Source organism: Trichococcus flocculiformis, from assembly GCF_900113645.1.
In the GTDB taxonomy this organism is placed as follows: domain Bacteria; phylum Bacillota; class Bacilli; order Lactobacillales; family Aerococcaceae; genus Trichococcus; species Trichococcus flocculiformis.
On the sequence record NZ_FOQC01000004.1, the window covers coordinates 44,312 to 69,927 of the forward strand.

24 protein-coding genes are annotated in these 25,616 nt (G+C 44.3%); 4 read left to right on the forward strand and 20 right to left on the reverse strand.

Going from position 1 to position 25,616, the window contains the following annotated elements:
* Nucleotides 1-278: 278 nt before the first annotated feature.
* The 4 genes from BMZ71_RS03070 to BMZ71_RS03085 form a co-directional block, all read right to left on the reverse strand.
* Nucleotides 279-1,664 carry a hemolysin family protein gene (locus tag BMZ71_RS03070; protein WP_086988326.1) on the reverse strand — a complete coding sequence of 462 codons (1,386 nt, stop codon included), beginning with the start codon at nt 1,662-1,664 and terminating at the stop codon, nt 279-281.
* A 175-nt stretch (nt 1,665-1,839) separates the two neighbouring features.
* Nucleotides 1,840-3,198: an FAD-dependent oxidoreductase gene (locus BMZ71_RS03075; RefSeq protein WP_086988325.1), complete on the reverse strand. Its 1,359-nt coding sequence runs from the start codon at nt 3,196-3,198 to the stop codon at nt 1,840-1,842.
* Nucleotides 3,199-3,378: 180 nt separating this feature from the next.
* Nucleotides 3,379-4,482, reverse strand: coding sequence for an AI-2E family transporter (locus tag BMZ71_RS03080; RefSeq protein WP_086988324.1), 1,104 nt, complete (start codon nt 4,480-4,482; stop codon nt 3,379-3,381).
* Nucleotides 4,483-4,504: 22 nt separating this feature from the next.
* Nucleotides 4,505-5,545, reverse strand: a complete 1,041-nt coding sequence (locus tag BMZ71_RS03085) for a M42 family metallopeptidase (protein WP_086988323.1) — start codon at nt 5,543-5,545, stop codon at nt 4,505-4,507.
* Between the two features lie 153 nt (nt 5,546-5,698).
* On the opposite strand from BMZ71_RS03085, the gene BMZ71_RS03090 reads away from it, so the two are divergent.
* A complete protein-coding gene (locus tag BMZ71_RS03090) occupies nt 5,699-6,166 on the forward strand; it encodes a GNAT family N-acetyltransferase (protein WP_245734371.1) in 468 nt (155 codons plus the stop codon).
* A gap of 426 nt (nt 6,167-6,592) precedes the next feature.
* Here BMZ71_RS03090 and mgtE read toward each other — a convergent pair whose 3' ends face one another.
* The 5 genes from mgtE to yjbM all read right to left on the reverse strand — a co-directional run bounded on the left by mgtE (nt 6,593) and on the right by yjbM (nt 11,581).
* On the reverse strand, nt 6,593-7,969 hold the full coding sequence (gene mgtE, locus BMZ71_RS03095) for a magnesium transporter (protein WP_086988322.1): 1,377 nt from the start codon (nt 7,967-7,969) through the stop codon (nt 6,593-6,595).
* A complete protein-coding gene (locus tag BMZ71_RS03100) occupies nt 7,944-8,831 on the reverse strand; it encodes an RluA family pseudouridine synthase (protein WP_370684626.1) in 888 nt (295 codons plus the stop codon). The genes mgtE and BMZ71_RS03100 overlap by 26 nt, the downstream gene beginning before the upstream one ends.
* A 298-nt stretch (nt 8,832-9,129) precedes the next feature.
* Entirely contained in the window at nt 9,130-10,083 is a 954-nt protein-coding gene (locus BMZ71_RS03110; RefSeq protein ID WP_086988319.1) for an NAD(P)-dependent oxidoreductase, read from the reverse strand.
* Between the two features lie 2 nt (nt 10,084-10,085).
* Nucleotides 10,086-10,916, reverse strand: coding sequence for an NAD kinase (locus tag BMZ71_RS03115; protein ID WP_086988318.1), 831 nt, complete (start codon nt 10,914-10,916; stop codon nt 10,086-10,088).
* A gap of 23 nt (nt 10,917-10,939) precedes the next feature.
* Nucleotides 10,940-11,581, reverse strand: a complete 642-nt coding sequence (gene yjbM, locus BMZ71_RS03120; protein ID WP_086988317.1) for a GTP diphosphokinase — start codon at nt 11,579-11,581, stop codon at nt 10,940-10,942.
* 292 nt (nt 11,582-11,873) lie between these two features.
* On the opposite strand from yjbM, the gene BMZ71_RS03125 reads away from it, so the two are divergent.
* The gene (locus BMZ71_RS03125; RefSeq protein WP_177187470.1) at nt 11,874-12,467 is read left to right on the forward strand and encodes a CYTH domain-containing protein; all 594 of its coding nucleotides are present in this window, start codon (nt 11,874-11,876) and stop codon (nt 12,465-12,467) included.
* 366 nt (nt 12,468-12,833) lie between these two features.
* Entirely contained in the window at nt 12,834-13,532 is a 699-nt protein-coding gene (locus BMZ71_RS03130; RefSeq protein WP_177187471.1) for a DsbA family protein, read from the forward strand.
* A 77-nt stretch (nt 13,533-13,609) separates the two neighbouring features.
* Here BMZ71_RS03130 and pepF read toward each other — a convergent pair whose 3' ends face one another.
* The 4 genes from pepF to spxA form a co-directional block, all read right to left on the reverse strand.
* Nucleotides 13,610-15,427: an oligoendopeptidase F gene (gene pepF, locus BMZ71_RS03135; protein ID WP_086988314.1), complete on the reverse strand. Its 1,818-nt coding sequence runs from the start codon at nt 15,425-15,427 to the stop codon at nt 13,610-13,612.
* Between the two features lie 83 nt (nt 15,428-15,510).
* Nucleotides 15,511-16,677 (reverse strand): competence protein CoiA family protein, encoded by a 1,167-nt coding sequence (locus BMZ71_RS03140; RefSeq protein ID WP_177187472.1) that lies wholly within the window; start codon nt 16,675-16,677, stop codon nt 15,511-15,513.
* 92 nt (nt 16,678-16,769) lie between these two features.
* Nucleotides 16,770-17,432 carry an adaptor protein MecA gene (locus BMZ71_RS03145; RefSeq protein ID WP_232309282.1) on the reverse strand — a complete coding sequence of 221 codons (663 nt, stop codon included), beginning with the start codon at nt 17,430-17,432 and terminating at the stop codon, nt 16,770-16,772.
* 194 nt (nt 17,433-17,626) lie between these two features.
* Nucleotides 17,627-18,025 (reverse strand): transcriptional regulator SpxA, encoded by a 399-nt coding sequence (gene spxA / locus BMZ71_RS03150; protein WP_068559948.1) that lies wholly within the window; start codon nt 18,023-18,025, stop codon nt 17,627-17,629.
* A 388-nt stretch (nt 18,026-18,413) separates the two neighbouring features.
* Between spxA and trpS the strand changes: the two genes are divergently transcribed.
* Entirely contained in the window at nt 18,414-19,406 is a 993-nt protein-coding gene (gene trpS / locus BMZ71_RS03155; protein WP_086988312.1) for a tryptophan--tRNA ligase, read from the forward strand.
* 207 nt (nt 19,407-19,613) lie between these two features.
* On the opposite strand, the gene lplA is transcribed toward trpS, so the two are convergent.
* The 7 genes from lplA to infC form a co-directional block, all read right to left on the reverse strand.
* Nucleotides 19,614-20,621: a lipoate--protein ligase gene (gene lplA / locus BMZ71_RS03160; RefSeq protein WP_086988311.1), complete on the reverse strand. Its 1,008-nt coding sequence runs from the start codon at nt 20,619-20,621 to the stop codon at nt 19,614-19,616.
* 62 nt (nt 20,622-20,683) lie between these two features.
* Complete coding sequence (locus BMZ71_RS03165) at nt 20,684-21,424, reverse strand: MBL fold metallo-hydrolase (RefSeq protein WP_086988310.1); 741 nt, start codon at nt 21,422-21,424, stop codon at nt 20,684-20,686.
* 241 nt (nt 21,425-21,665) lie between these two features.
* On the reverse strand, nt 21,666-23,093 hold the full coding sequence (gene hemG / locus BMZ71_RS03170) for a protoporphyrinogen oxidase (protein ID WP_086988309.1): 1,428 nt from the start codon (nt 23,091-23,093) through the stop codon (nt 21,666-21,668).
* Between the two features lie 119 nt (nt 23,094-23,212).
* Nucleotides 23,213-24,298, reverse strand: coding sequence for a M42 family metallopeptidase (locus tag BMZ71_RS03175; RefSeq protein ID WP_086988308.1), 1,086 nt, complete (start codon nt 24,296-24,298; stop codon nt 23,213-23,215).
* A gap of 111 nt (nt 24,299-24,409) precedes the next feature.
* Nucleotides 24,410-24,769: a 50S ribosomal protein L20 gene (gene rplT / locus BMZ71_RS03180; RefSeq protein ID WP_068559936.1), complete on the reverse strand. Its 360-nt coding sequence runs from the start codon at nt 24,767-24,769 to the stop codon at nt 24,410-24,412.
* A 56-nt stretch (nt 24,770-24,825) separates the two neighbouring features.
* Nucleotides 24,826-25,026 (reverse strand): 50S ribosomal protein L35, encoded by a 201-nt coding sequence (rpmI, locus tag BMZ71_RS03185; protein ID WP_068559934.1) that lies wholly within the window; start codon nt 25,024-25,026, stop codon nt 24,826-24,828.
* Nucleotides 25,027-25,056: 30 nt separating this feature from the next.
* Nucleotides 25,057-25,560, reverse strand: a complete 504-nt coding sequence (gene infC, locus BMZ71_RS03190) for a translation initiation factor IF-3 (RefSeq protein WP_086988307.1) — start codon at nt 25,558-25,560, stop codon at nt 25,057-25,059.
* Between the last annotated feature and the right edge of the window lie 56 nt (nt 25,561-25,616).

Below are 25,616 nucleotides of genomic sequence, written 5' to 3' on the forward strand. Positions count from 1 at the left end.
AACCCGTGGAGCTAGCCATTTATATTGGGAGCAGGAAACATTTTGAAAAACCATCACACGTCTGCAGCGGCGAACGCTTGGTTTCAAAATATCATCTGCTTTCCTTTACACAAAAAGATAGCATGAGCAATATGCACACGCTAATCCACGACAATACCTTTGTTATTATACAAGAAATCCGAGCATTCCACAAGAATTCCCTTGCGAGAGCATACGGAGCCAAAAAAACAGCCCCTCCCGGATCGATGTTCATCGATCCGGGCTAAGCTGCTCACCATTCAGTCTGTTTCTTCCGCTCCATCGGCAGTTTCAGCTGCCTCGTCCTCTTTGAAACGTTCTTTTGCAGGCCGATCATTCTCATTGATATAAGACACGCCAACTTTTAAAAGCCGGCGGTTATCGAACGCCAATGTTTTGATGATCAACCCGTTCTCCTCGATGGATGCTTGCTCATTTTCTTCCGGAAACTCACCCAACTCCGTCAACAGATAACCGGCGATCGTATCGACATCCGCTGACTCAAGTTGCGTACCAAAATAATCATTGAAGCGATGCAAAGGCGTAGCCCCATCGGCTTCGTATACATTATCTCCAATCCGTTCGATCAGAACATAACTTTCATCATACTCATCCTCGATATCGCCAACAATTTCCTCAAGAATGTCCTCCAAGGTCACAATCCCGACCATACCGCCATACTCGTCATGAAGCAACGCCAACTGGTTATGGCTTTTCTTCAGGTAGGACATCAACTCATCCGTGAGTATGGTTTCTGGAACAAATAGTGGCTCATTCATGATTTTCCGCAAATCAATCTGTTCGATGGGCGTATTTTTGGATTCCTTCAATAAATTTTTCAAATGCAACACACCAATGATATTATCCTTGTCGTCCTCGTAAATCGGTATGCGTGTATAAGGAGAATCCAGCGCGGCTTCTATGTTTTCTTCGACATCATCGTTCACATCCAGCATGAAGGTATCCGTCCGGGGTACCATTACTTCCCTAGCCATCTTATTGTCCATGGAAAGCACACCTTTAAGCATATTGAATTCCATCCGTTCGATGGTCCCTTCATCACTGCTCTTCTCCAACAATTCACGCACTTCTTCACGCGAAAACATGTCGTTTCCGCTTGTGAAAGTGATCGGTGTCATTTTCTCAAGAACACTCGTTGAAAAAGACAAGAACCAAACGAAAGGTTTCATCAGTTTTTGTACGACAGTGATGAAACCCGCACCGGCCCGCGCCACCTCTTCCGGCCGTTGCAGTCCCAGTTGTTTCGGATACAACTCACCGAATACCAAGGAAATGTAGGAGAGTGCTAACGTCACGATCAGGATGGCTGCCTGTTCTGCTCCTGGTATATTACTCAGGTAGGGATCGAGTTTGGCTGCGAATGTATTGGCAGCCGAAGCACTGGAAAGGAAGCCCGCGAAAGTGATGGCAACTTGGATGGTCGCCAAAAAGTCATCGGAATGATCCAAAAGCGCCAAAATTTTGCGTGCTTTTTCATCGCCTTTGATTGCCTGGTTCGCCACCCTGTTTTTATTCAATGAAACAAATGCGATTTCAGATGCCGCAAAAAATGCGTTCACCAATGTCAATACCGCAATCAACAACAATTGCCAAAGCAATGTCTGATTACTGGGGTCTGTGGTCATAGAATGTTTCTCCTTCGTTTTTTAGATCTCTTTGAAAGTTGATTGTTATCTTTCATTATCTAATGACCCAGCAAAAAAAACAAGTATTTTATCCGGATATACCCTTTCTCCAACAAAAGAACCCCTCCGATAATCAACAAACGATCACGGAGGGGTTCCAAATTATGGAATTGAATTATTTAGCAGCTAATTCAGCTTCTTGTTCCAAAGCCTTTTGAGCCAACAAGTTCAAGTAGTTCCAAGGACGGTCAAAATGAGGTTGGAAGAAGAAGTCAACAAGTGCCAAATCTTCAATCGTCATTTTGTTTTGGATAGCCAATGATAATGTGTTGGCTGATTGTGTGATGTCATATTTGGACATCAGTTGCGCGCCAACGATTCGGGTTGTGCCTACTTCATAGACAAGTTTCATCAATATTTTTTCGTTTGATGGCATGAATTCAGGACGGTAGAAATCCTCCAGAATTACGGAACGTGTTTCAAGACCGAATGCTTCGGCACTTGCGGAATTCACACCTGTTGAGCCAATGTTGAATCCGTTTAGGTATAAGCCTGAAGTGGACTGGGTTCCACGGTATTTCATTTTAGGTCCGTTGATGTTTTTCCCTACCAACATTCCCATACGTACTGCATTTGTTGCTAACGGAATATAAGCGTGCCCACCATTCGGATTATAGTTTACCGCACAGCTGTCCCCTGCTGCATAAACATCAGGCAAGCTTGTTTGCATGTAATCATTCACGATGATTGCGCCATTTCCCATCATTTCCACTTGGCCTTTGACAAGCTCAGTGCTCGGTCTGAATCCGACACAAAGAATGACCAACTCAGCGTCATATTCTCCGCCAGTAGTAACTACAGTAGTGATGTCACCCGCTTCGTTGTCTTTGAAACCTTTAACCATTTCGTTCAATTGAACTTTTACCCCATGTGCGCGCAAGTCATCTTCAAGGATATCCGTGAATTCAGTATCCAAATATTTATTCAGAATGCGATCTAAACCATCAACTAATGTTACTTCTTTTCCATCGTTGGCAAATGCTTCCACCAATTCGATACCGATGTAACCGCCGCCGACAACAACGATTTTCTTTTTATCGTCTTTACGTGCGATGATTTCTTTTGCTTGGTTGTAGTTTTTGCAAAGCAAAACATTTTTGCTCTGGATGCCTTCGATTGGCGGGATGATTGGCCATGAACCAGTAGTCAGAACCAATTTATCATAAGTGTCTTGGATTTCTTCCCCAGTAACTAAATTTTTCACAGAAACAGTTTTTGCCGCTGTATCAATGTTTGTTACATCATGTTGCATGTTTACGTTTGCGCCCAACGAAGCAAGTTCCTCAGGGTTAGAATAGAATAATCCTTGTGGATCTTTCACGACACCGCCGACGTAAAGCGCAATCCCGCATGACAAGAACGAAATGTTATCGTTTCTTTCGTATACCGTTACTTCAGTCCCTGGATTCTCCTTCAAAATTGTCTTCACTGCTGATGTTCCGGCATGTGTACATCCCACTACGATTACTTTCATTGTACTTCCTCCTAAATTTTCCGCATTAATATATTTTGCACAAATCAACCGCAGCGATTCTCATAATTCATAATAAAAACTGCACAAATTGATTCGTTATGCTCTTAATACTTTTTATATGATAAAGGATTCCAAAGGTAAAAAGCAATCAATAACCCTTGGAATCCATATTAATTTTCATTATTCTTTATATAACACTTTTTTCTTCCTGTTTTTAACATATCTGTGGACATATTGAACGATGGTTTTTACGACTGCATACGTAGGAATCGCCAATATCATTCCCAGAACACCGGAAATCTTGCCGACAGCCAACAACAAAAAGAGAATCGTCAGCGGATGCATATCCAATGTTTTGCCCAAGACGTTTGGTGAAATGATGTTCGATTCCACTTGCTGTACTACTAAGACAACCGCACAGACCAAGAGCGCTTTCGCCGGCGAGACTGTCAATCCAATTATTGCGGCCGGAATTAAGCCGATGTAGGGTCCAAGATAAGGAATAATGTTTGTGACGGCTGCAGTGACTCCAAGCAGGAAGGCGTAAGGCAATCCGATCAGTAGATATCCGATAAAGGTGAATGTCCCTACGAACAAACAAACGAGTGCCTGTCCGCTGATATATTTGGCGATTGTTTTGTTGATTTCCTTCAGGAGCGCCAAAACATCTGCTGAATACTCCTGAGGCAATAACTGAGCGACCGCTTCCGGAAACTTATGTCCATCTTTCAGCATATAGAAAAAAATCAACGGAATGATGACGACAAGCAAGGCAATATTGGCTACGGCCGACAGAACAGAACCGATGCTGCCAGTCAGGCCATTGAGAAAGGCGGTGATACTGCTTTGAATATTTCCGCTCAACTGGGACAATTGGGTCGGAATGTCCAGCCGCGCAACCCATTCCTGTTCAATCACTTGCTGATAGATATTATTCAGGGAACGGATAACACCAGGCAAATTTGTCAGCAACTCTCCGATCTGGTTTACAAGATTCGGAATGAGCGCCAAAAACGAGAAGATGACGATGCCGATCAGAAGCAACATGACTATCAGGATGCCTATCGGACGTTTGATGTTCAGCCTGTGCTCAAGCAGTTCGATGAACGGCGTGAAGATATAATACAGAAATCCTCCCACAAGAACTGGTGTAAAGATCGTAGAGATGAAGGCCCCGATCGGATAAAAAATAAAATCGATTTTGGTGGAAACCCAGACTAAGCACGCCATCACTAAGAGCCAAATACTCCAGTAAAGCAGATTTGTTTTCTTTAACTTTTCCATTGAATATCCCCTTTTTGCGAATCTAGTTTTCGATCATCGGAGCGGACAGATACGCTTCCAACAAGCTCGCGCACGCATCGAGAGACTTCCGATGGGTCCGCTCGTAGGCATGGCTTGCATCGATTCCCGGTCCGATCAAAGCATGGCGAACATCCCAACCCGCTTTCATGGCTGCAGAGGCATCACTGCCGTAAAAAGGATAGATATCCAACTTGTAAGGAATGGCCTTTGATTCGCACAATCCGACCAATTGTTGACGAAGTCCGAAGTGATAAGGGCCCGATCCGTCCTTCACGCAGATGGACACGGTATACTCGTCAGTCTGCTGATCATCGCCCATCGCACCCATATCGACAGCCAAATATTCCATCGTGTGCGGTGGCATATTCGAGTTGCCGCCGTAGCCGATTTCCTCGTTGTTCGAAAAGAAGAAACAAGTCGTATACGGTAACATCAGGTTTTCGTCCGCGATACGGTGCAGGAACTGCAGCAAGATAGCCGCACTCGCTTTATCGTCCAGATGTCTTGACTTGATGTAACCGGATGGCGTAATCTCTGTCCGGGGAGCAAAGCTGATGAAATCCCCTACCCCTATGCCAAGCGAAGCGACATCCTTTGCAGAGTGCACTTCCGCGTCCAGACGAATCTCCATATTGTCTTGACTGCGTTCAGCCGTTCGCGCATCTTTGTATACATGGACACTGGTTTGGTGCAACAATATCGTACCCGTCCACTCTTTTCCGGTAGCAGCACTATGGATCGTGCAGTATTCACCATCAATTGAATGGTAAGTGAACCCGCCGATCAGCTCTATTTTTAAGCGACCATCCGGTTTGATTGCGCGCACCATCGCCCCCAGCGTATCGATATGTGCAGTCACAAAACGCCTTTTGTGGTCTTCGTTCCCTTTAACCGTCACCATCAAGCTTCCTTTATGATTCCGTTCAGGCTGATATCCCTTTTTTTTCAGATTTTCATCCAAGAATCCGATGATTTCCGCCGTATATCCTGTTGGCGATGGAATGTTTGTCAATTGTTGGATTGTTTCAATTATGTCAAGCATACTATTCCTCCTCTAGCTGATTATATAAGTATAGCAAAAGAAAGGCTTTAAAAAAGACAAAAGCAATTATTTCAGACAAAAAATGCTGATTCAGGTAAAATAAGAACAGAGGTTCCAACGAACCTAGTAAATTTTGAAAGCGAGGAATACGCGTTGTTGCATTTTGAATGGACACAAAATCTAAAATCCAAAACCTACAAGGATGCCTTGGACATCCGCAAAGAAGTATTCGTGGAGGAGCAGCAGGTACCGGTCTCGATAGAGATTGACGATTTGGAAGATAAAACCCTGCACCTCGTTGGCTATGAAAAATCCATTCCGGTTGCCACTGCCCGCATTTATCCGATGGAAAACGGCAAATACAAGGTGCAGCGCGTTGCCATCCGCAAAATCGTAAGGGAAAAGAAATACGGCAGCATTCTCATGCAAGAAATCGAAAGATACATACGCGACCTCGGAGGCAAGCGCCTGTTCCTTGGGGCTCAGAACCATGCCATCGGCTTTTACGAAAAAGTCGGCTACACCATCTGCGGCGAAGAATACGAAGAAGCCGGAATCCTGCATCATGATATGGATAAAATGATAGAGCGTGATGAATCCCGGGTAGAAATCGAGCACTAAGAGGACTAACACTAAGCGGACGTTTTTTTGTCCGTGTGTGGTAGTCAGCTTAGGCACAGATTTCTGGGATTCAGAACGCGTTTGATAAAGCGTGACAATTCGAATTTAGGGGATGAGCACTAAGAGGCTATTACGAGAACGGCCGCTTTTTGGCCGTGACGTAATAGCAGCTTAGGCGGAATCCCCTGCGAATCAGAACGCGTTTGATAGAGCGTGATGATTCGCGTTTAGGGGATGAGCACTAAGAGGCTATTACGAGAACGGCCGCTTTTTGGCCGTGACGTAATAGCAGCTTAGGCGGAATCCCCTGCGAATCAGAACGCGTTTGATAGAGCGTGACAATTCGACTTTAGGGCATGAGCACTAACCTCGTTAAAAAATAGGCAATGGACAAAGCGTTTGCTTGTTCATTGCCTATTTTTGCACCTACATAAGCGTGTTGATAAAATGTTTTGCGATATTGAAATAAATCAAAACGGATGTCAAATCGCTGAATGTCGAGATGAACGGTCCGCTTGCGACGGCAGGATCAAAGCCAAGACGATCCATCAATACCGGAATCAAGCTGCCGGCCAGATTCGCAACCGTGATGGCAACCAACATGGAAATGCCGATGATCCCACCCAAAATGAAATTCTGTTTCCAAACACCGATGACGAGCGCAATCGTGACACCAGTAACCAATCCGGAAATCACCCCGGTCGCCAACTCGGATAAAATGGTACGGAACAAATTTTTCTCCTCATCATCCTGCATGCCGATCTTGCGGACTGCGACGGCAAGCGATTGTGTCCCCGCATTACCGGATGTTCCGGTGATCAAGGTGACAAACACGGAAAGGATCGATGCATCCGAAATCAAACCTTCATATTGGCTGATCAAAGTGGATGTTCCCATACCCAAGAATAATAGCGTAATCAACCACGGCAACCGCTTGGATGCCGCCACAAAAGGATTTTCCGATTGCTCCTCAACGTCGACCCCGGCCAAACCGGAGAAGTCGCTGACGGCTTCCTCATCGATGACGTCGATGATGTCATCGACGGTGATGATCCCCAGCAATACATTGTTTTCGTCGACTACCGGTACAGCCAGAAAGTCATAGTCCCTGATTTTATGAGCTACATCTTCTTGCCCTTCGTTTACGTTCACGGAAACGATCCGCTCGCTCATGATATCGCCAATCATCATATCTTCATCGTTCACGATCAGATCCCTCAAGGAAATGACGCCGACCAGTACATTATCCACATTGACGACGTAAATATAGTAGATGGTTTCCGCATCAGGCGCTTTACTCTTGAGGATGGCCATCGCTGAACGAACCGTTTGGTTGGCGACGATCGAGACGAATTCCGGCGTCATGATGGCCCCGGCAGTCTCATCTTCATAATTCAACAGGGCGCGAATTTCTTTTGCCGCCTCTATAGGCATAAGGCGCAGATACAACCAAATCCGCTCATCCTTCAGCTGTTTCAGCATATCAACGGCATTATCGGCATACATGTTGGCCAACATATCAGCCGCATATTGATTGTTCATTTCCAAAAGATACGCTTCGATCGACTCGACATCTTCTTCGATAATTTCGAACATGTCAGCCATTTCATTTACGGAGAGATAATTGTACATCGCAATACGTTCCTCAGGCGCCAGGGCTAGATAGATCTGGGCCTGATCGTAGAGGTGATAGTCCAAAAAATCGGAACGGAATTTTTCCATATCCTCACCTTGGAGTGATTCGCGGATTTTCGCAAACGCTTCGTCCAGTTCAAATTCATATTGTGGTTCCAACACGGACATCAGCCTCCTTGTCTCTCTGTCTGCTTTCCCATTTGATAAAATCATCCGGCAACGGCGCTTCTATCTTTAAGGGCTCCCCACTGATCGGATGCACAAATGCCAATGACTCACAATGCAGGGCTTGTCGCAATATTTCTGGGTCAGCCTTTCCTCCATAAAGGTCATCTCCAAGCAGAGGCGCACCGATGGAGGTGAAATGCACCCGAATCTGATGGGTCCTTCCCGTATGTAACTTGATTTTCACAGTCTGCCCATCAGGATAGGTCTTATCCAACCAATATTCCGTCAGCGCTTGTTTACCGTCTTCCCTGACCATTCGCGTCATGATCGAATCCTCTGTCCTGCCGATGGGGGCATCGATGAATCCGTGGGGTTGCGTCAGCACCGGTTCGGATAAGATCGCTCGGTACGTTTTGTCGACTTCCTTGTTGCGCAATAACGTGTCCATCAGAGCATGCGCATACCCATGCCTTGCAAAAAGCATCACACCGGTCGTATCGCGATCCAATCGCGTGACAATATGGATGACTTGGTCCACGTAGCCTCGACGTTGGTAGTAGCCTTTGACGCGATTCGCCATTGAAAGACGCGGGTGCACCTTTGATGGTATGGAGGCAGCGCCAAATGGTTTGTTCACAATTAAAAAGTGGTCGTCCTCAAACAATATGTCCAAAGGCATATCCACTCCGACAGTCGTTTCATGCTCCCCTTCATCCGGAATCCGGATCATTACTTTATCGCCCTTTTTCAAGGTCGCCAAGACCGTTCTTTCTTTACCGTTCAGCCAGATACTGCCACCATCAAATTTGATCGTAGCAAGCAGACTTTTTGATATACCCTTGGAACGTAAAAAAGTCTTCATTTGTATCGTCTCTTCTTTTTCATATATCCAGCTAAAAATCACTACACACTACCCCTACTCTATACCAAATCTCTACATGCGGATCAGCCGGATTGATTGTTTCTTTGCTGGTCCGGATATTGAACAGATCACCAAGCATTACAATGATCCTGAAAGCTTCAGGATTCAGCCCGGTAACATACATTCCTATTCTAACCAAAATGAGCACATTCCACAACTCATGCCCCGCCATCATGTGAAAAAAATTGGCAAAAAAGACCGCACCTGCCAAGTCGCTGGTGCAGCCCTTCTTTATCTGTTAATATTTCTTCCCAAAATCAATCAGATTACGGCTTGGTTTGCCGTCTTCTTTGTAACTCTTTGCGTTCTCCAAGACAACTTCAATCAGACTGTCCCGGAAATGTTCAACCACACCCGAAAAGTGCGGCGTAATCAGTACCTTTTCATGCCTCCATAATGGACTTTCTGCCGGCAACGGTTCCTCGTCGAACACATCCAAAGCCGCGTAGGCCACCGTCCCATTGTCCAACGCTTTGATGAGACTATCGCTGTCCACCGTGGCGCCACGCCCTACATTCACGAATAGAACACCCTTTTTCATGCGCGAGAATAGAGCATCATTGAACACACGATAGGTTTCATCCGTTTGGGGAAGGATATCCACGACAACATCCGCAAAATCGATGACTGTAACAATATCATCCTTTTTGACCGTCACATCCATGCCAGGTAAATCCTTACCGCTGCGATTGACAGCGATGACTTTCATACCGAATGCTTTGGCCAGTTCTCCCAGCCGATTCCCGATGTGACCCGCACCTACGATCATCATCGTCTTGCCTTTCAGTTCCTGGAGTTCCATGGTCTGTTCCCATTTGCGTTGCGGCTGATTCAGGATCGCAGCCTTCAATCCGCGCATATGCGAAAGCAATACGCCGATGACGTATTCAGCAATCGGTTCAGCATGGATGCCGCTCGCGTTCGTCAAGTAGATTCCCTTTCTTTCAAAGGTTTCTAAGGGAAGACTGTTCACGCCTGCCGAAATCGCTTGGACCCATTTCAATGAAGGCAACTTTCCTTCCTCCAACAGGTTGGTCAATTCGTCGTTCCATCCGACAGTCCATTCGACTACACCGAACGCTTCTGTTTCCGCGTCATCGGTAATCATCTCGTAATCCGGGTAGAGCCCCTTCAGCGCTTCGATGTGCTGTTCCTTCAAACGCGCCTTCAGCAGCCACTTTTTGGTTGACATATTCACCGCTCCTTTGTCCGTTCGTTCCTATCGTTTTTCTTCACGCCGATGAACGCATCCTCCACCCGATCCCAGAAATGCGTGTGACGGTAACGCGCAAAATGCACGCGCTCCTGAGCAATCCGGTAAACCAGTCGTTCGATGCTTCGTTTCTTGAATGTCAAATGATCCACAGACAAAATCAAGCGATCTTCCTTGTGAGGATAAATAACAATCCATTCGTCTTTCGCTATGATCATGGGTGAACTCAGCGTCCGATAGATGCGGTTATTCACCGAGGCCATCTCGGTCAGCTGGATAGCTTCCGTGCGAGGATGGATAACGGCTCCACCAAGCGATTTGCTGAACCCGGTCGAACCTGTAGGAGTGGAAACACAAAGACCATCACCCCGGAATGTCTCGAACAGCTCATCCTTCACGTAGATATCGCAAACCATCGTTCCGTCCATTTTCTTCAAACTTGCTTCGTTCAGAGCGATGTAGCGGGTTTCTTCCTCCTCATCAGCATACTTGACGCGCACATCGAGCAGTGGATAGCTGACGCTTTCCCCTTTGTCATGCTTCAGGCTTTCCACAAGTTCCGGCAGTTCATAAGTACGCCAATCCGTATAGAAGCCCAGATGTCCAGTATGGATTCCCACAAATCGCACATGGTTCAATTGTTCTTCGTATTTATGGAAAGCCGAAAGCAATGTGCCATCGCCCCCGATCGATACCACAAGATCCGGATGGTCCGTGATAATTTCAATTTTTTCAGAGAGGCACATCTCTTTGAACTTCGCCGCAACGGATAACGTCTCTGGCGTCTGGTTATGGACCAGTGCAATTTTCATATCCGATCTCCTCTCGAATAATTTTATCGTCCATCTTCTTTCTTATCGGAAAAATAACGTTGAGCATCCTTGATTTCTTCGCGTATTTCCGACATTTCTTCGTCAAGACGAAAGGCAGCTTCTGCCGCGCGTATCAGACGGTCATGCAATTCTTCCGGATATTCGCCCCGATATTTGTAGTTCAACGAATGTTCAATCGTTGCCCAAAAATTCATGGCTAATGTCCTGATCTGAATTTCGACGAGTATTTTTTTCTCTTCATAAATGCGTTGGACCGGATATTCGATCACCATATGGTACGAGCGATAGCCGCTCTCTTTTTTATGCGTAATGTAATCCCGTTCTATGATGATCTTAAAGTCTTTTCTTGCGCGCAAAAGGCGCACAACTTCGTGTATATCCTCTACAAATTGGCACATGATCCGCAATCCGGCAATATCCTGTACGTCTTGTTCCAGTCTGGTCAAGTCGATATCCCGGACTTCCGCCTTTTCCAATATGCTTTCCTTTGTTTTGACACGTCCCGTAATGAATTCGATGGGGGCGTGCGTATTCTCATCGCGATATTGCTTGCGGATCCCCTTCAGCTTAACTTTTAGTTCCTCTACCGCTTGTTCGTACGGCGCTAAAAATGAATCCCAGTTTTCAACTTCATTATTTTCCATAGAACGACACCCTATCATATAGTATATGCTACTTTATTTTATCACAATTATTTATGATTCTATACAATTCTTGTCGAAAAGGGACGAATTCATTTTTTATTCAAATATAAACAATACGCACTTTACAGCAGTATCGCTAAATGATAACCAATGCAAAACTTATGATACAATATGATTAAGATTTTGCATCACCTACTCGATTATGTGCTGATGAATGGATTTGACGCACATTCGAATTTTGATCAGCTACCGCGATCAAAACGACCCTCTTAACAGAAAGGAAGTACCGACAATGAGCCAAAATGTTGAAAAAGAATTCAAAAACCTATTAAATAAAGAAGAATACGAAGCGTTGATCGTTGCCTTCGACCTTGATGAAACTGAACCGACCAAACAAACCAATATCTATTTCGATACACCTGACTTTAAACTGAAGGGTCTGAACAGTGGACTGCGCATCCGGATGTATGAAGATAAAGGTGAAATTACACTGAAGACGCCTATCCAAGAAAATGAAAAATTGGAAACGAATGATGATTTGACTCTCGATGAAGCAAAAACATTGGTCGAAGCTCATCTGATGAAAGCAACAGGGAATGTAGCCGACAAATTGAAGGGATTAGGTATCGCGCCAGGGGACCTTGTCATAATCGGACAACTCTCGACCATCCGCTATGATTTCCCGGGTGACAAAGGTACCTTCTTCTTGGATAAAAGTTTCTACCAGGATCAGATGGATTACGAATTAGAATTCGAGTCCGAGTCTTTGGACGAAGGAGCCCTCATATTCCAGAATTTTCTGAAGCTCCATGACATCAAAGTCCGAAAAGCGAAACAAAAAATCGAACGTATGCTGGCCTATCCAAATTCGACGACACATCATTAGTAGTTAATTTCCGCCGATCCATTCTATATAAAAAGATCCATTCTCCTCAGAATCGAACGAAGAATGGATCTTTTTGCTTATTTCATCGCGTAAAACAGACAAAAGCGCAAAATTCTTCTGTCTGAATCGAATTTCAAGCTATACAAGATAAAAAAATCAATCGATTTAGTTGCAAATTAGTTCATTGTCTCGTAAAATACACCTTGACAATGAAACAGCCGATACTGAACAAGAAAAAAGAAGGTCATAAGGAAGAACTATTGCCGGTCTTCAACAGGCAACTCTTCGGGAAGCCTTATTGCTACTTGTTTGGGATTTTTTTTGGTAAACTAAAAGTAAGCAAAACAGGAAAGAGGGATGATTAAAATGTATAGGTCAAAACAGAATACAGCTGATTCTATCTCTTCTCCTCAACAGATTTTTGAGCTTTATCTATTCGTGAACCCGATAGGCCACAAGTGCTACCTTACCGAACAAGAAGTTCTGAAATTCATGAGTTCATTGGAAGGCCCGAAAGTTCACTTCCGCTTCATCACTTTCCATAATTTCAATACCGTGACGCAGTACATGAAGAGATTAAATTTGCCGGAAAAAGATTTAACCTTACGCAATCAAATATACAGTTCCATCTATGATGCCTCTTTGGCATATAAGGCTGCCTTGATGCAAGGCAAAAAACGCGGCCGCAACTTTTTGCTTCACCTGCAGAAATCACTTGCGGACGGTAAGACCGCCTACTCTAAAGAACTATTAACGGTAGTGGCTATCAAAGCTAATCTGGATGTCGACATGTTTTTTGAGGACAAAGAATCGCCTTTCGTAAAAAGCAGCTATGAAGCAGATCAGCATATCGCCCAAGAGATGAACATCAACACGAATCCTTCGCTTGTCATCTTTGATAATCTGAATTATCAATACGGCCTCTTGTTGGAAGACAACATCACTGCCGAAGTATTGCATGAAGTAATCAAGGATTGCTCGGTAGCGTGCGACCAGAAGAATGCCAACCTGAAGAAAGCAAACATCACGACAATCGGAAAAAACTACCAACGCATCACCCACTGATTAAGAAAAGCTTCGCGACCCTCGGAGGGCCGCGAAGCTTTTTCTAATGAAGACTATTATTAGAAGGACTCATTTGATTAAGCCTGTTGCGCTGCAATCAATTGTTCGAGTTCATTCAGACGTTCCTCGAACACTTTCATAGCATCCTCGATGTAAGCTGACTGAGTCATGTCCACGCCTGCTTTTTTCATAACTTCAATCGGATAGTCGCTGTTTCCTGCTTTCAGATAGGAAAGGTACTTCTCTAACGCGCCCTCTTCACCCTCCACGATGCGTTTAGCCAATGCCGTCGCAGCCGAAAAGCCGGTAGCGTATTGGTAGACGTAATAATTATAGTAGAAATGCGGAATACGGGTCCATTCGATGCCGATTTCAGGATCCTTTTCGACGCTCGGACCATAATACTTGGCATTCAATTCCGCATAATAAGAAGTCATGAAATCTTGCGTCAACGGGACACCTTCCAAGGCTTTCTGATGGATATAGTGCTCAAATTCGGCAAATTGGGTTTGGCGGAATATCGTTCCTTTGAAACCATCCAGGTAATGATTCAAAATATAGATGCGGACTTTGGGATCGGTTTGGGTCTTCAACAAATAATCGGTCAAAATATTTTCATTCGTTGTCGAAGCGATTTCGGCCAGGAAAATCGAATAATCTCCGTACACATAAGGCTGGCTCTTTCTTGTCAGATAGCTGTGCACGCTATGTCCCAATTCATGGACCAATGTATACAATTGATTCAACGAATCTTGCCAATTCATCAGGATATACGGATTCGTGTCGTAGGCACCGGAAGAATAAGCTCCGCTGCGTTTCCCCTCATTCTCAAGCCAGTCGATCCAACGATTGTCAAATGCTTCCTGGAGGATAGCCAAATAGTCCTCTCCAAGCGGCTGAAGACCTTTCAAGGTTTCTTCCATCGCCGCCTCGATGCTGTATTTGATTGGGGCTTCCCCTGTCAATGGCGTATACATATCGTACATATGCAACTCCTCGACCCCCAACAAGTCTTTACGCAAGTCCACATAGCGATGCAACAAAGGTAGATGTTCATTCACCACATCCAACAACGTGTCGTAAACGGATTCCGGAATGTGATTATTCGCCAGAGCGGCTGCACGGGCGGATTCATATTTATGTACTTTGGCTTTGTAATTGTGCGCCTTCACGTTAGTCGATAAGGTAGTCGCAAACGTATTTTTCAGACCATCATATGTCTTGTATAGTGCTTTGAAGGCTCCTTCACGGACTTCCCGATCCGGGCTTTCCATCAACTTTCCATACAAACCATGAGTCAATTGGACCTCCTGGCCCTCTTCATTTTTCACTTTCGGGAATGTCATATCAGCATTATTGAGAACGGAAAAAGTCTTGCTTGGCGCAGCAAAAATTTCTCCCGCACCCGCCAATAACTCTTCTTCTCTGGCGGTAAGGACGTGCTCACGAGCAGAGGTAAGGCTATCCAATAAATGCGCGTAAGGTTTCAGCTTATCGTTTTCTGCTAAGTACTTCTCCAGTTCATCCTCCGGAATCTCCATGATTTCTGGCTCGAACCAAGAGGTAGCTTCACTGACGCTCGTCAAAATCGACAAGGCTTTATCGTGCAAATTCTGATACAGACTGTCCGACGTATCCTGATCATTCTTCAGATGGGAATAGACATAGACCCGTTCCAACTTTTGATTGATTTCGAGGACTTCTTCAATCCCTTTCAATAGAGCTTGACTGCTCGAGCCGATGGTTCCCTGCAAAGCCCGTATGAAAGGAACCGCTCCCGCTAATTCATCCAACTCTTTCTCGAAAGCTGCATCCGTCGGAAAGATCGCTGTCAAATCCCACGTGGAAGCCTCAGGGACTTCCGCTCTCTTTAAATGTTTCTCTGTGTTTGTCATCCACTTTCCCCCTAAAATTATTTCAATAGTATAATTTTAGCATACCTTAGGGCCGAAAGGGTACTGGCAAGAATATACAGATTCTAACTCAAACACGAATGATGATCCGTTTCATTTCTGTTCAACGGCTCGGACAGCAGGACCCATGCTTCCCTGCCAATGGCTGCGGCGTGGCCATCCTCGACCAACCGCATCATGAATTGGAGCAAGGGTTCCCATAGAAGTTCCATGTTGGCCTCCATCGCAACACGTGTCCGGATTCTGTTCGTGCGTATACAAGTTGACAGCCACTCGAGAAGGTATTTTTTTGTGAGAAGCTTTGCCGTTTCCGGATTACTGAAGTCTTTAAGAAGATAGTAACGCCAGATGTAGGCCGGCGTTCGGATGCCTAACGTTCGACAAGGTAACTCAAACAGGAATGCCGGCAAATGATACAAATCCTTCCGATCGAGATAGACCGCCAAAAGAAATTTCCGATGCTCCGGATCGGTTCGATACCGCAACAGATTGATATCCTTCGCCTGCATATGTTTGCGGTCAACGATTTTGCCGGCAGACGGCAGCAGCAAATCTTTGTACCCTGGCAAGCAACCTTTTGCGTAAAGACTTTCTAAAGCAACAACTTTAAGATCATCCACCGGAATCGCAATCTTCATAAAATGAAAGCGATCATCGCTGCTCAACTTTAGATGGTGATGGATGGCTATTTCATTCGCTGCTGTATCCAAAATACAAATCCAATTCCCGAGTGCATCGGAATGATTCAAGAATTGGCAGATCGACTGCGTTATTTTGATTCCCCCCGGTTGATAATGCGTTCCACAAATCCACCACACTTCGTAGCCGAATCTTTGGTACCCCTGTGTACGTGCCCTAAGATCGGCAGGCGAAATCGGACTGCATTGGTACTCCACAGCAATTTTCTTTCCATTTTCCAGAACCAGCAGGAGATCCGGACGCTGCTGCAATTCCGGAAGCCAACACTCCAAAGTGACAGCAACCCCTTCACGCCGAAATTTCTCCAGAAGCATTTGTTTTCCCATCAGGTGAGGAAGTGTTTCACCTTCCGAAAAAACGGCGCAATCCGATTGTTGGTGATGGGCAAAATGAGCGATCATGACATCCCCTTTTTTCAGCACCAATCTCCCCTTACAGGCCGGGCAATAGTACTCCCCGATAGTTTTGCCTTTTTGTTTTGAGGCTTGATAAGCTGGAATCAATTCCCCACTTGCATTTCTAGCGATCAACATAAACAACCGCCCTTTCTTTCTGTTTCCCATAATATCCGCGAATGGACAAGAAAAAATCCGACCCAGTCGAGGGTCGGATCAGATTTTTTTATTTATTTGAAGTAATGTCTGGCTGATTCCAATGCGTTGTCTTGGATAACCAGCTTGCCGTATTCGCCAAGTATCTCAACAGCGATATCAGATTCCTCAGAAAATTCCAGTGCCTTCAAGATTTCGTTGTCGATATTCGTTTCCGTCATCTCATCTATGAAATAGACAACCGCCAAATAATACTGATTATCATAGTAGTAAAGCGAAGAGACGCCGCTCTCCAAAAACATCCGTTTCGCCAGCTCCAAAAAGTCGTCAAAACTCTGGAATTTGAATACGACTTCCAAAGGTGCCATATCCTCTTCTTCAGTAGCAGCAGCCGTTTTGTCACGTTCATTGAAACTCTTCGTCTGTTTTTTGATGTAATCCACTACATGCTCCAATTGATTGGAGCCATTCGCCATATCGAAGTCGTCTTCGTTATTCATCCCTTTACTGATGAATAACTCTAACCCATTTCCATTAGGCAGCACTTGGAAAGTAATTGCATCTGATTCATGAAATTGATTATCGACATCTACTTCCTCGAGGATGCTGTAAAAAAAGCTCTCGATTTGCTTTTGATTTCCTAATAAATCCAGAAAGGTGATACCTCTTTCCTCCAAATCAGAATTCTCAATCAAAACGCGAATTGTGTTTTCGTTGATGTTTTCCATTTCCATCATGCTTCACCCCACTTTTCTTTCCCTATTTTTCTTATACCCATTGTAAATCAAATCGCAAAAATGTAAAGACAAAAGCGCAAAATCTTTCAACTTCTCATTTACTTTCTCATCTATTCATTTTTTTCCGTAAAAAAGACAAGTACAACCGTTTTTCCGGTGCACTTGTCTGTTGATTCTTTTTTGATTGCTTTTGACTAGAAGTTTGCCAATCTTTGCGCTTTTTGTAATTCCAGCGCGCGGACTTCCCTTGGCAAGAAACGACGGATTTCATCTTCGTTGTATCCCACTTGCAAACGTTTTTCGTCCAAAATGATCGGACGACGCAACAGACCGGGATTATCCTCGATCAAAGTGAATAATGTATTTAAAGGTAATTCGTCTAAGTCGATGTTAAGTTCTTGGAATGCTTTGGATCGAGTGGAAATAATCTCCTCAGTGCCTTCTTCAGTCATTTTTAGGATGCTCTTGATTTCAATTTCTGTCAAAGGTTCGGAGAATATATTCCTTTCAGTATAAGGGATGTTATTTTCTTCTAGCCATGCACGTGCCTTGCGACATGAGGTACAACTTGGGGAAGTATATAATGTTACCATCTCTGATCTCTCCTTTATTCGTAAGTTTTGTTTGTGAATCACTTACAAGACTTATTATAAACCAATCTAAGCACAATAGCTATCCTTTTGTTAAGGACTCTACAAATTCCAGACACATTTCAGACACATTTACACTTTTTCAAAGTCAGCAAAAACATTGTGAAACCTTTATTTAAAGGCTTTTTTACATCGGGCACCTTTCTTATCAAACTTTATAATTTATAATAAATATCGTTTGATAATTATTTTTTTCCGAATTCAGCCTAATTAATAAAAACGCTTCCACTCGTTCCGCAATCGTTCAACTTTGTGCATTCGAATAAAATCGTGAATACAAGCCGGATTTGCGTTATAATAAAAAGTGACGTACTTAACCTAGGAGGCATTTATGAAAAAGAAAATATTTTCCGGCGTTCAGCCCAGCGGCATCCCGACAATCGGGAACTATATCGGAGCGATGAAGCAATTTGTGCAGCGTCAAGAAGATTATGACTGCACCTACTGCATCGTAAACCAGCATGCGATTACCGTTCCACAAGATCCAGCCACCCTTACAGAAAGGACACGTGGGTTGGCAGCTCTTTATCTGGCGCTTGGAATCGATCCGAACAAATCGACTATTTTCATCCAATCGGAAGTCCCTGCGCATGCTCAAGCAGCTTGGATCGTCCAATGCAACACTTACTTGGGCGAATTGGAGAGAATGACCCAATTCAAAGATAAATCTTCCAAACAAGAGACCGTTTCGGCCGGATTACTGACTTACCCTCCATTGATGGTAGCTGATATCATCCTTTACAATACGGATTTCGTCCCTGTTGGCGAAGACCAGAAGCAGCACATGGAATTGACAAGGGACTTTGTGCAACGTTTCAACAACAAATATGGAAAAGGCAACAAAATCCTGTCGATGCCTGAACCGATGATTCCAGAAGACGGCGGACGGATCATGAGCATCCAAGACCCTACCAGCAAAATGAGCAAATCCGACAAGAATACCAAAGGATACATTTCCTTACTGGATGAGCCAAAAGTCATCCGCAAAAAAATCAAGAGTGCCGTCACCGACTCAAGCGGCATCATCGAATACGATAAAGAAAACAAGCCTGGCATCTCGAATTTGTTGACGATTTTCTCGGCCTTCACCGATAAATCGATTGATGAATTGGTCAAAGAATTTGCCGGTTCAGGTTACGGTAATTTCAAAGAAAAATTGGCGGATGCGATCATCGCTGAATTGGAACCAATGCAGATTCGTTATTATGAGCTATTGAGTTCCAAAGAACTGGATGACATTTTGGATGCAGGAGCTAAACAAGCGAATGCAGTTGCTTCGGAAACACTGAGACGCATGGAAACAGCAATCGGCCTCCACAGATAGAACAGAAATGCTGAACGAGTTCGTTTAGCCCTGAAAGAAATTTAGGAAATCATACCGTATGAGCATCGTAGAGCACAATAGGTATGATTTATCTAATTTCCGAAGGGCTAACTCGTGAAGCTGGACAAGAAATGCTGAACGGGTTCGTTTAGCCATAAAGATCTAAAAGAGAAGCTCCGCAAACATTGCGGGGCCTCTCTTTCTTTATCAGTACAACTCTTCTAACAACTCTTCGGCTGTCACATTGCCGAAGTATTTCTTGATGTCAAGTTCATTCAGTTTGTCCAGGATGTCCTGTTTGGCATATTTGACGCCAATAAACGCTTCTTCAACATCTTTGATTTCACCCAATCCGAAGAAATCACCAAAAATCTTCAACTGTTGGATATGCCCCTCTTCAACATTCAAGCGGACTTCAATGGAGCCGATGGGGAAGCGATGATGTTTTTGGATTTCGAATTTAGGCGATTTACCGTAATTCCAATCCCAGTTGCCAAAGTACTCTTCCCGGATTTCATATACGCGTTTCCAATCTTCATCGGTCAAGTGGTACTCTTTTACTTCTTCACGCGTTTCGACATCAAAAATCGACAGCAGCATCAAGTCACGGAATTGTTCCGTAGTCAGATTTTGATAAGCCTCATCAACAAATGGTTTGATGTTGGTTACACGACTACGGATCGACTTGATCCCTTTCGATTCGATTTTCTCTTTGCGCGGTTTCAACGCACCCGTTACGGCATCCAAATCAGAGTCGAACAGGATCGTCCCATGGGCCGTCATTCTTCCGTTTGTCGCGTACATGGCATTCCCTGAGAATTTTTTTTCTCCGATAACCAAGTCGTTTCTTCCTTTTAATTCAGCTTCCTTGACGCCTACGCTGTGCAAAAAGGAAATGACCGGCTTAGTGAATTTTCCGAAATCGCGGAAAGAATCGCCATCATCTTTCGTGATGAAGCAGAATGAAAAGTTACCTAGGTCGTGGTATACTGCGCCCCCTCCGGACATGCGGCGGACGATATGGATTTTATTTGCTTCGACATAGTCAGCATTGATTTCTTCGATCGTATTCTGATTGCGTCCGATGATGATCGACGGTTCATTTATATAGAACAACAGAATCGGCTCGTCCAAGATCTTTTCCTTCAATAAAAATGTCTCCAACGCAATATTAACGCTTGGATCCAACTGTCCTTGATTATCTACAAAATACATATGCCTGTTCCTCTCCCATTCTTCATTATGATTTGTTGTTTCATTCCGGATTCTGAATCCGGTCAGATGGTGATGATCCGATCTTTTTCAGCCAACGTCACGGACACGGATGGCGCAGCATCTTTCGCTTGGTCCAGGAGCACAGACAGCGTACCTTTTTGCGGCAAATGAGTCAGGATCAATTGTTTGACCGCGGCTTCTTCAGCTAACGTCCCGACTTCGCCTGCAGTCATATGTGCATGGTGACGCTCGTTTCCGTTGAACAGATTGGCATCAGCCAAGAACAGGTCAGCATCCTTCACGAAAGGCACAAATGCCGGTAAATAGGCTGAATCCGCCCCGAAAACGAAGACTTTTCCGGTTGCGATTTCCTCGATCCGCAACGCATAGCACGGAACCGGATGGACGGTTTTCAAAAAACGGATCCGGAAAGGTCCCAACTCCAACGTTTCTTCCGGAGCATAGGCAATCCCTTCGCTCACCCCCGGCATCTCCAACAAGCGGAAAAATTCCGATTCGACATGACCGTATATCGGCAATATTTTTTTAGATTTACCGACTGCAGGCTCTTTCAGCTGGAAAGTGTACTGCAGAACACCCAAATCCGCAATGTGATCCGCGTGATAATGGGTCAAAATGACCGCATCCAAATCCAACGGATCCAGATGATGTTCCAGAGACAATAAAGCATTGCTACCGACATCGATCAATAGTTTAAAGTCATCGGATGTCAGCAGATAAGCTGTCGTACCGACATCTTTTGTAGGATAGCCACCCATACAGCCCAAAATAGTCAATTCCATTAAACATCCTCCAATCCAATATCTGATAAGCAAAGAATCTTATTCAGATTATAACATGCCTTCAGCTTTCGACAATCGAAAATCATTTCACCCTTGTAGAAAGAAACAGTTTTCCGGTAAATAGGTAACAGTTAAACATCATTGAATTTATTATAGCACCAAACAAAAATAAACACTATATGAATTTAAAAAACAGTCCACCCTCCTTTGTAATCATACAGATAGGCGAACTGTTTTATTTTTAATTCGGACTGTTGTTCTTTTCCATTTCTTTCATGTAGCGGATCGCCTCATCAGCCAAGCGTTTTCCCTCTATGATGGCATTTTCCATTCCATAACCCGCCATTCCGTTCCCTCCGACAAAAACGCCTCTTTTTGCATACTCTCTATCGACTGGATAATCATCATCCAGCATCTCTTGTCTTTGCTGCAGACTGAAATGCGGTACAGCTTTTTCCCAGCGATAAAAAATGACCTGTAGAGGTTCTTCAGCCAAAGTCAAAATTTCCTTCACTTCATTCTTGATGATCTCCATCACGAGAGCATCAGCTAATTCTATCAAGGTTTCTTCCAAACGTCTGCCGAATTCCACAAGTATATAATAGTGTTCAGCCTGCTCAAGCAACGGCCATTTGTTGTTCAGGACAACAACCTTGGTAGTATGATAGGAACTTTTTCGCGGAATCACAAATCCTTGTCCCTCAGGCGGATTTTTGACTGCTGTTTTGTTAATTTTGAAAAAAACGGTTCCGACACTGGTACTTTCGGCTTTCGGGATAGCAACCTCACTGGTAAGACCTTCCAAAAAACTTAAGGATTCCTGAGGGTTTGTTGTGACGAGAACACTTCCAGCACGCATGGATTCACGTCCATTCAATTCAATCAGCAGCAAGTCTTCCGCAACACTGCTCAATGATTTCACTTTCTGATTCACATACAGATGGCCTTCCGAGTGCTGGGCCAAAGATTTGATTAAGGTTGTCAGTCCGCCTTTGAAGGTATACTCCTGACCGGATCCATCCGCAAAACGCAACAACTGTTCTTTTTTATTTTTTCCGATATGTGCCCTTCCGAAAATGGTCACCAAATTGTCATCGAACAATTTTACCGGCATTAATTCCATAGAGCCGTAGACGTTATCAGGATAACAGGGCTCAGCCATATAGTCGACCACTTCCCGTCCCAAACGAAATTCCAAAAAGTTGTCGGTTGAATACTCAGGGTTCTCATGCAAGTTTTTGGACAAAAACAGACTATTCATGAACGCTCGGAGCTTTGCATCAAAGGTCAATCCATTGGCTTGCCAAATACCATTCGGAAAAAGTGGTATGCCGTGGTAGGTAGGCATACCGTCATCGATGACTGCATACCCATCGAACAACACCAGTTTCCCACCTTTGCTGAATTGAATTTCGCTTTCCAAGCCTAATTCCCGAAAAAACCCGGAAATATCCGCTCGTCTTGAATCGAAAGCTGATGCGCCTACATCAAACGCATACCCGTCCATCTCAATCGTATGGATCATACCGCCCACTGCGGATCGATCCTCCAGAACGACATACTCAAACGGAAGGTTTTGTTTCCGGATGGCTTTATCGATTTCATAAGCAGCTGTCAATCCTCTAAGTCCACCGCCGATGATTACGATACGTCGCTTCAACTTCTCCATCCTTCCATCCCCTCCTCTTGCTTTCTTGACACCTACTTTATCACTATCTATATCTTACTCTATCACTCCGCAAAAATATGTGGATATTTTTTGACAGATGTTCATATTTTGCATATTTGTCAGACGTTTTCGCGGATCTGTCTGACTGTTTCCGCATCCAAACGTTTGACTATTTCAGTGACTAATTTGACTGCGTTCAAATAGTCATCCTCATGGATCATGGAAGTGTGTGAATGCAGGTATCGTACCGGAACAGTAATAGCAAAAGATGGAATACCATCCAGGCTCTGATGCTGAGCACCAGCATCTGTTCCGCCACCTGTGATGACCGTGTACTGGAACGGAATTTCACATTCTTCGGCAACACCAACAATAAAATCGCGTAAACCACGATGCGGGACCATCGACGCATCATAAATCAATAATTGCGGCCCTTTGCCTAATTCGGAATCCGCTTCTTGAGGCGTCATTCCCGGCGTATCTCCAGCAGTTCCTGTATCCAAAGCAAAGGCGATGTCCGGACGGATCATGTGTGTGGCTGTCTTTGCACCACGCAGCCCCACTTCCTCCTGAGCATTGCCGCCACTGTAAATTATATTCGGATGCGCAGTATTTGCAAGATTTTCCAATACTTTCAGTGCAACGGCAAGTCCGATGCGGTTATCCCAAGCTTTCGCTAAAAGAAATTTGGAATTGTTCATGCGTTTGAAAGAAATGTATGGCGTGATCATATCGCCAGGTTTGATGCCCCATTCTGCTACTTGCTCCTTTGAAGAAGCACCGATATCGATGAACATATCTTTAATTTCATAAGGTTTTTTGCGCGCTTCCGGCGTCAGTACATGTGGCGGTTTACAACCGATGACTCCGTGGCAACGTTCGCCTTTAGAGTTGGTGATTTCCACTTGTTGGGCCAGCATGACCTGATTCCACCATCCACCTAATGTTTGGAATTTGACGAATCCCTTCTCGGTGATACTTGTGACCATGAAGCCGACTTCATCCAAGTGCCCCGCCAATAAAATGGTTGGCCCTTCTTCCGCCCCTGTATGTTTGGCAAAGAGCCCACCCAATCCGTCCTGCGAAAAACTTTCGGCGAAAGGTTCCGCGTAGCGTCTAAAAACTTCTCGGACCTCCCCTTCATTGCCTGGAACGCCTCTCGCATCCGTCAAATCGATCAGCATTTGTAATTCTTTCTCTTCCAAAATGATACCCCCATTGATTTAGTGACATAAAATAAGTATAGCATTTACTACAAGAAAAACAAAAAATCGCTGCACTCCCAGTCAATGACCGGGGAGGCAGCGATTCAAAAATTATTTAGCCAAAGCAGCTTTAGCTTGCTCAGCTACTGCAGCGAATGCCGCAGCGTCTGTAACAGCCAAATCAGCCAACATTTTACGGTTCATTTCGATACCAGCAAGTTTCAATCCGTGGATCAAAGTGCTGTAGCTCATGCCGTTGATACGAGCAGCCGCGTTGATACGGGCAATCCATAATCTACGGAAGTCGCGTTTCTTTTGACGACGGTCTCTGTAAGCATAAGTATAAGATTTCATTACTTGTTCTTTAGCTGTTTTGAATAATGTATGTTTTGAACCGTAATAACCTTTAGATAATTTAATAATCTTTTTGCGGCGTTTACGGGTTACTGTCCCACCTTTAACACGTGGCATAGTGATTTCCTCCTTATTAGAACCATGGTTCTATCTCTTATTGTTGTTATTTAGAATTATTTCATTTGTGATAATTGTTGGCTGATGCGTTTGATATCAGATGCGCTAACCATTGAAGCTTGACGCAATTGACGTCTTTGTTTCTTCGTTTTTCCGTGGAATCTATGGCTTGTAAAAGCGCTCCAACGTTTTAGTCCGCCGTTACCAGTTCTTTTGAAACGTTTAGCTGAACCACGGTGAGTTTTTTGTTTTGGCATTTGTCTTTCCTCCTAAATTAAGTTACAAATTTATTTATCGGCTTTGGGTGCCAACATCAAGAACATGCTTCTTCCGTCCATTTTAGGATGAGATTCAATCGTCGCAATGTCAGTAAGCTCAGAAGCAAGGCGATCAAGGACCCTTTGTCCGATTTCTTTGTGGGTGATCGCACGTCCTTTGAATCGAATCGATGCTTTCACTTTGTCACCTTTTTCCAAGAATTTGCGTGCATTCCGCAATTTCGTTTGAAAATCATTTTCGTCGATGGAAGGACTCAAGCGTACTTCTTTAAGGCTTACCACTTTTTGGTTTTTACGGGCTTCACGTTCACGTTTTTGTTGATCGAAACGGAACTTGCCGTAATCCATAATACGGGCAACGGGCGGGTTTGCATTTGGCGATACCAAAACTAAATCTAAATTAGCTGCTTCTGCAATCTGCAATGCATCACTTTTCGATTTGACTCCTAGTTGCTCGCCGTCACTACCGATGATGCGTAGTTCGCGGGCACGGATGCCGTCGTTAACCATCATATCTTTTGCTATGGTCGTTCACCTCCATGATATTTGAGAGAAAGAACGCAGAAAAA

Excerpts from the sequence above, each read along its gene's own strand:
- BMZ71_RS03070 (WP_086988326.1), bottom strand. The coding sequence starts at position 1,664 with ATGACCACAGACCCCAGTAATCAGACATTGCTTTGGCAATTGTTGTTG.
- BMZ71_RS03075 (WP_086988325.1), bottom strand. The coding sequence starts at position 3,198 with ATGAAAGTAATCGTAGTGGGATGTACACATGCCGGAACATCAGCAGTG.
- BMZ71_RS03080 (WP_086988324.1), bottom strand. The coding sequence starts at position 4,482 with ATGGAAAAGTTAAAGAAAACAAATCTGCTTTACTGGAGTATTTGGCTC.
- BMZ71_RS03085 (WP_086988323.1), bottom strand. The coding sequence starts at position 5,545 with ATGCTTGACATAATTGAAACAATCCAACAATTGACAAACATTCCATCG.
- mgtE (WP_086988322.1), bottom strand. The coding sequence starts at position 7,969 with ATGTCCGTGTTGGAACCACAATATGAATTTGAACTGGACGAAGCGTTT.
- BMZ71_RS03100 (WP_370684626.1), bottom strand. The coding sequence starts at position 8,831 with ATGAAGACTTTTTTACGTTCCAAGGGTATATCAAAAAGTCTGCTTGCT.
- BMZ71_RS03110 (WP_086988319.1), bottom strand. The coding sequence starts at position 10,083 with ATGTCAACCAAAAAGTGGCTGCTGAAGGCGCGTTTGAAGGAACAGCAC.
- BMZ71_RS03115 (WP_086988318.1), bottom strand. The coding sequence starts at position 10,916 with ATGAAAATTGCACTGGTCCATAACCAGACGCCAGAGACGTTATCCGTT.
- yjbM (WP_086988317.1), bottom strand. The coding sequence starts at position 11,581 with ATGGAAAATAATGAAGTTGAAAACTGGGATTCATTTTTAGCGCCGTAC.
- BMZ71_RS03125 (WP_177187470.1), top strand. The coding sequence starts at position 11,874 with ATGAGCCAAAATGTTGAAAAAGAATTCAAAAACCTATTAAATAAAGAA.
- BMZ71_RS03130 (WP_177187471.1), top strand. The coding sequence starts at position 12,834 with ATGTATAGGTCAAAACAGAATACAGCTGATTCTATCTCTTCTCCTCAA.
- pepF (WP_086988314.1), bottom strand. The coding sequence starts at position 15,427 with ATGACAAACACAGAGAAACATTTAAAGAGAGCGGAAGTCCCTGAGGCT.
- BMZ71_RS03140 (WP_177187472.1), bottom strand. The coding sequence starts at position 16,677 with ATGTTGATCGCTAGAAATGCAAGTGGGGAATTGATTCCAGCTTATCAA.
- BMZ71_RS03145 (WP_232309282.1), bottom strand. The coding sequence starts at position 17,432 with ATGATGGAAATGGAAAACATCAACGAAAACACAATTCGCGTTTTGATT.
- spxA (WP_068559948.1), bottom strand. The coding sequence starts at position 18,025 with ATGGTAACATTATATACTTCCCCAAGTTGTACCTCATGTCGCAAGGCA.
- trpS (WP_086988312.1), top strand. The coding sequence starts at position 18,414 with ATGAAAAAGAAAATATTTTCCGGCGTTCAGCCCAGCGGCATCCCGACA.
- lplA (WP_086988311.1), bottom strand. The coding sequence starts at position 20,621 with ATGTATTTTGTAGATAATCAAGGACAGTTGGATCCAAGCGTTAATATT.
- BMZ71_RS03165 (WP_086988310.1), bottom strand. The coding sequence starts at position 21,424 with ATGGAATTGACTATTTTGGGCTGTATGGGTGGCTATCCTACAAAAGAT.
- hemG (WP_086988309.1), bottom strand. The coding sequence starts at position 23,093 with ATGGAGAAGTTGAAGCGACGTATCGTAATCATCGGCGGTGGACTTAGA.
- rplT (WP_068559936.1), bottom strand. The coding sequence starts at position 24,769 with ATGCCACGTGTTAAAGGTGGGACAGTAACCCGTAAACGCCGCAAAAAG.
- rpmI (WP_068559934.1), bottom strand. The coding sequence starts at position 25,026 with ATGCCAAAACAAAAAACTCACCGTGGTTCAGCTAAACGTTTCAAAAGA.
- infC (WP_086988307.1), bottom strand. The coding sequence starts at position 25,560 with ATGATGGTTAACGACGGCATCCGTGCCCGCGAACTACGCATCATCGGT.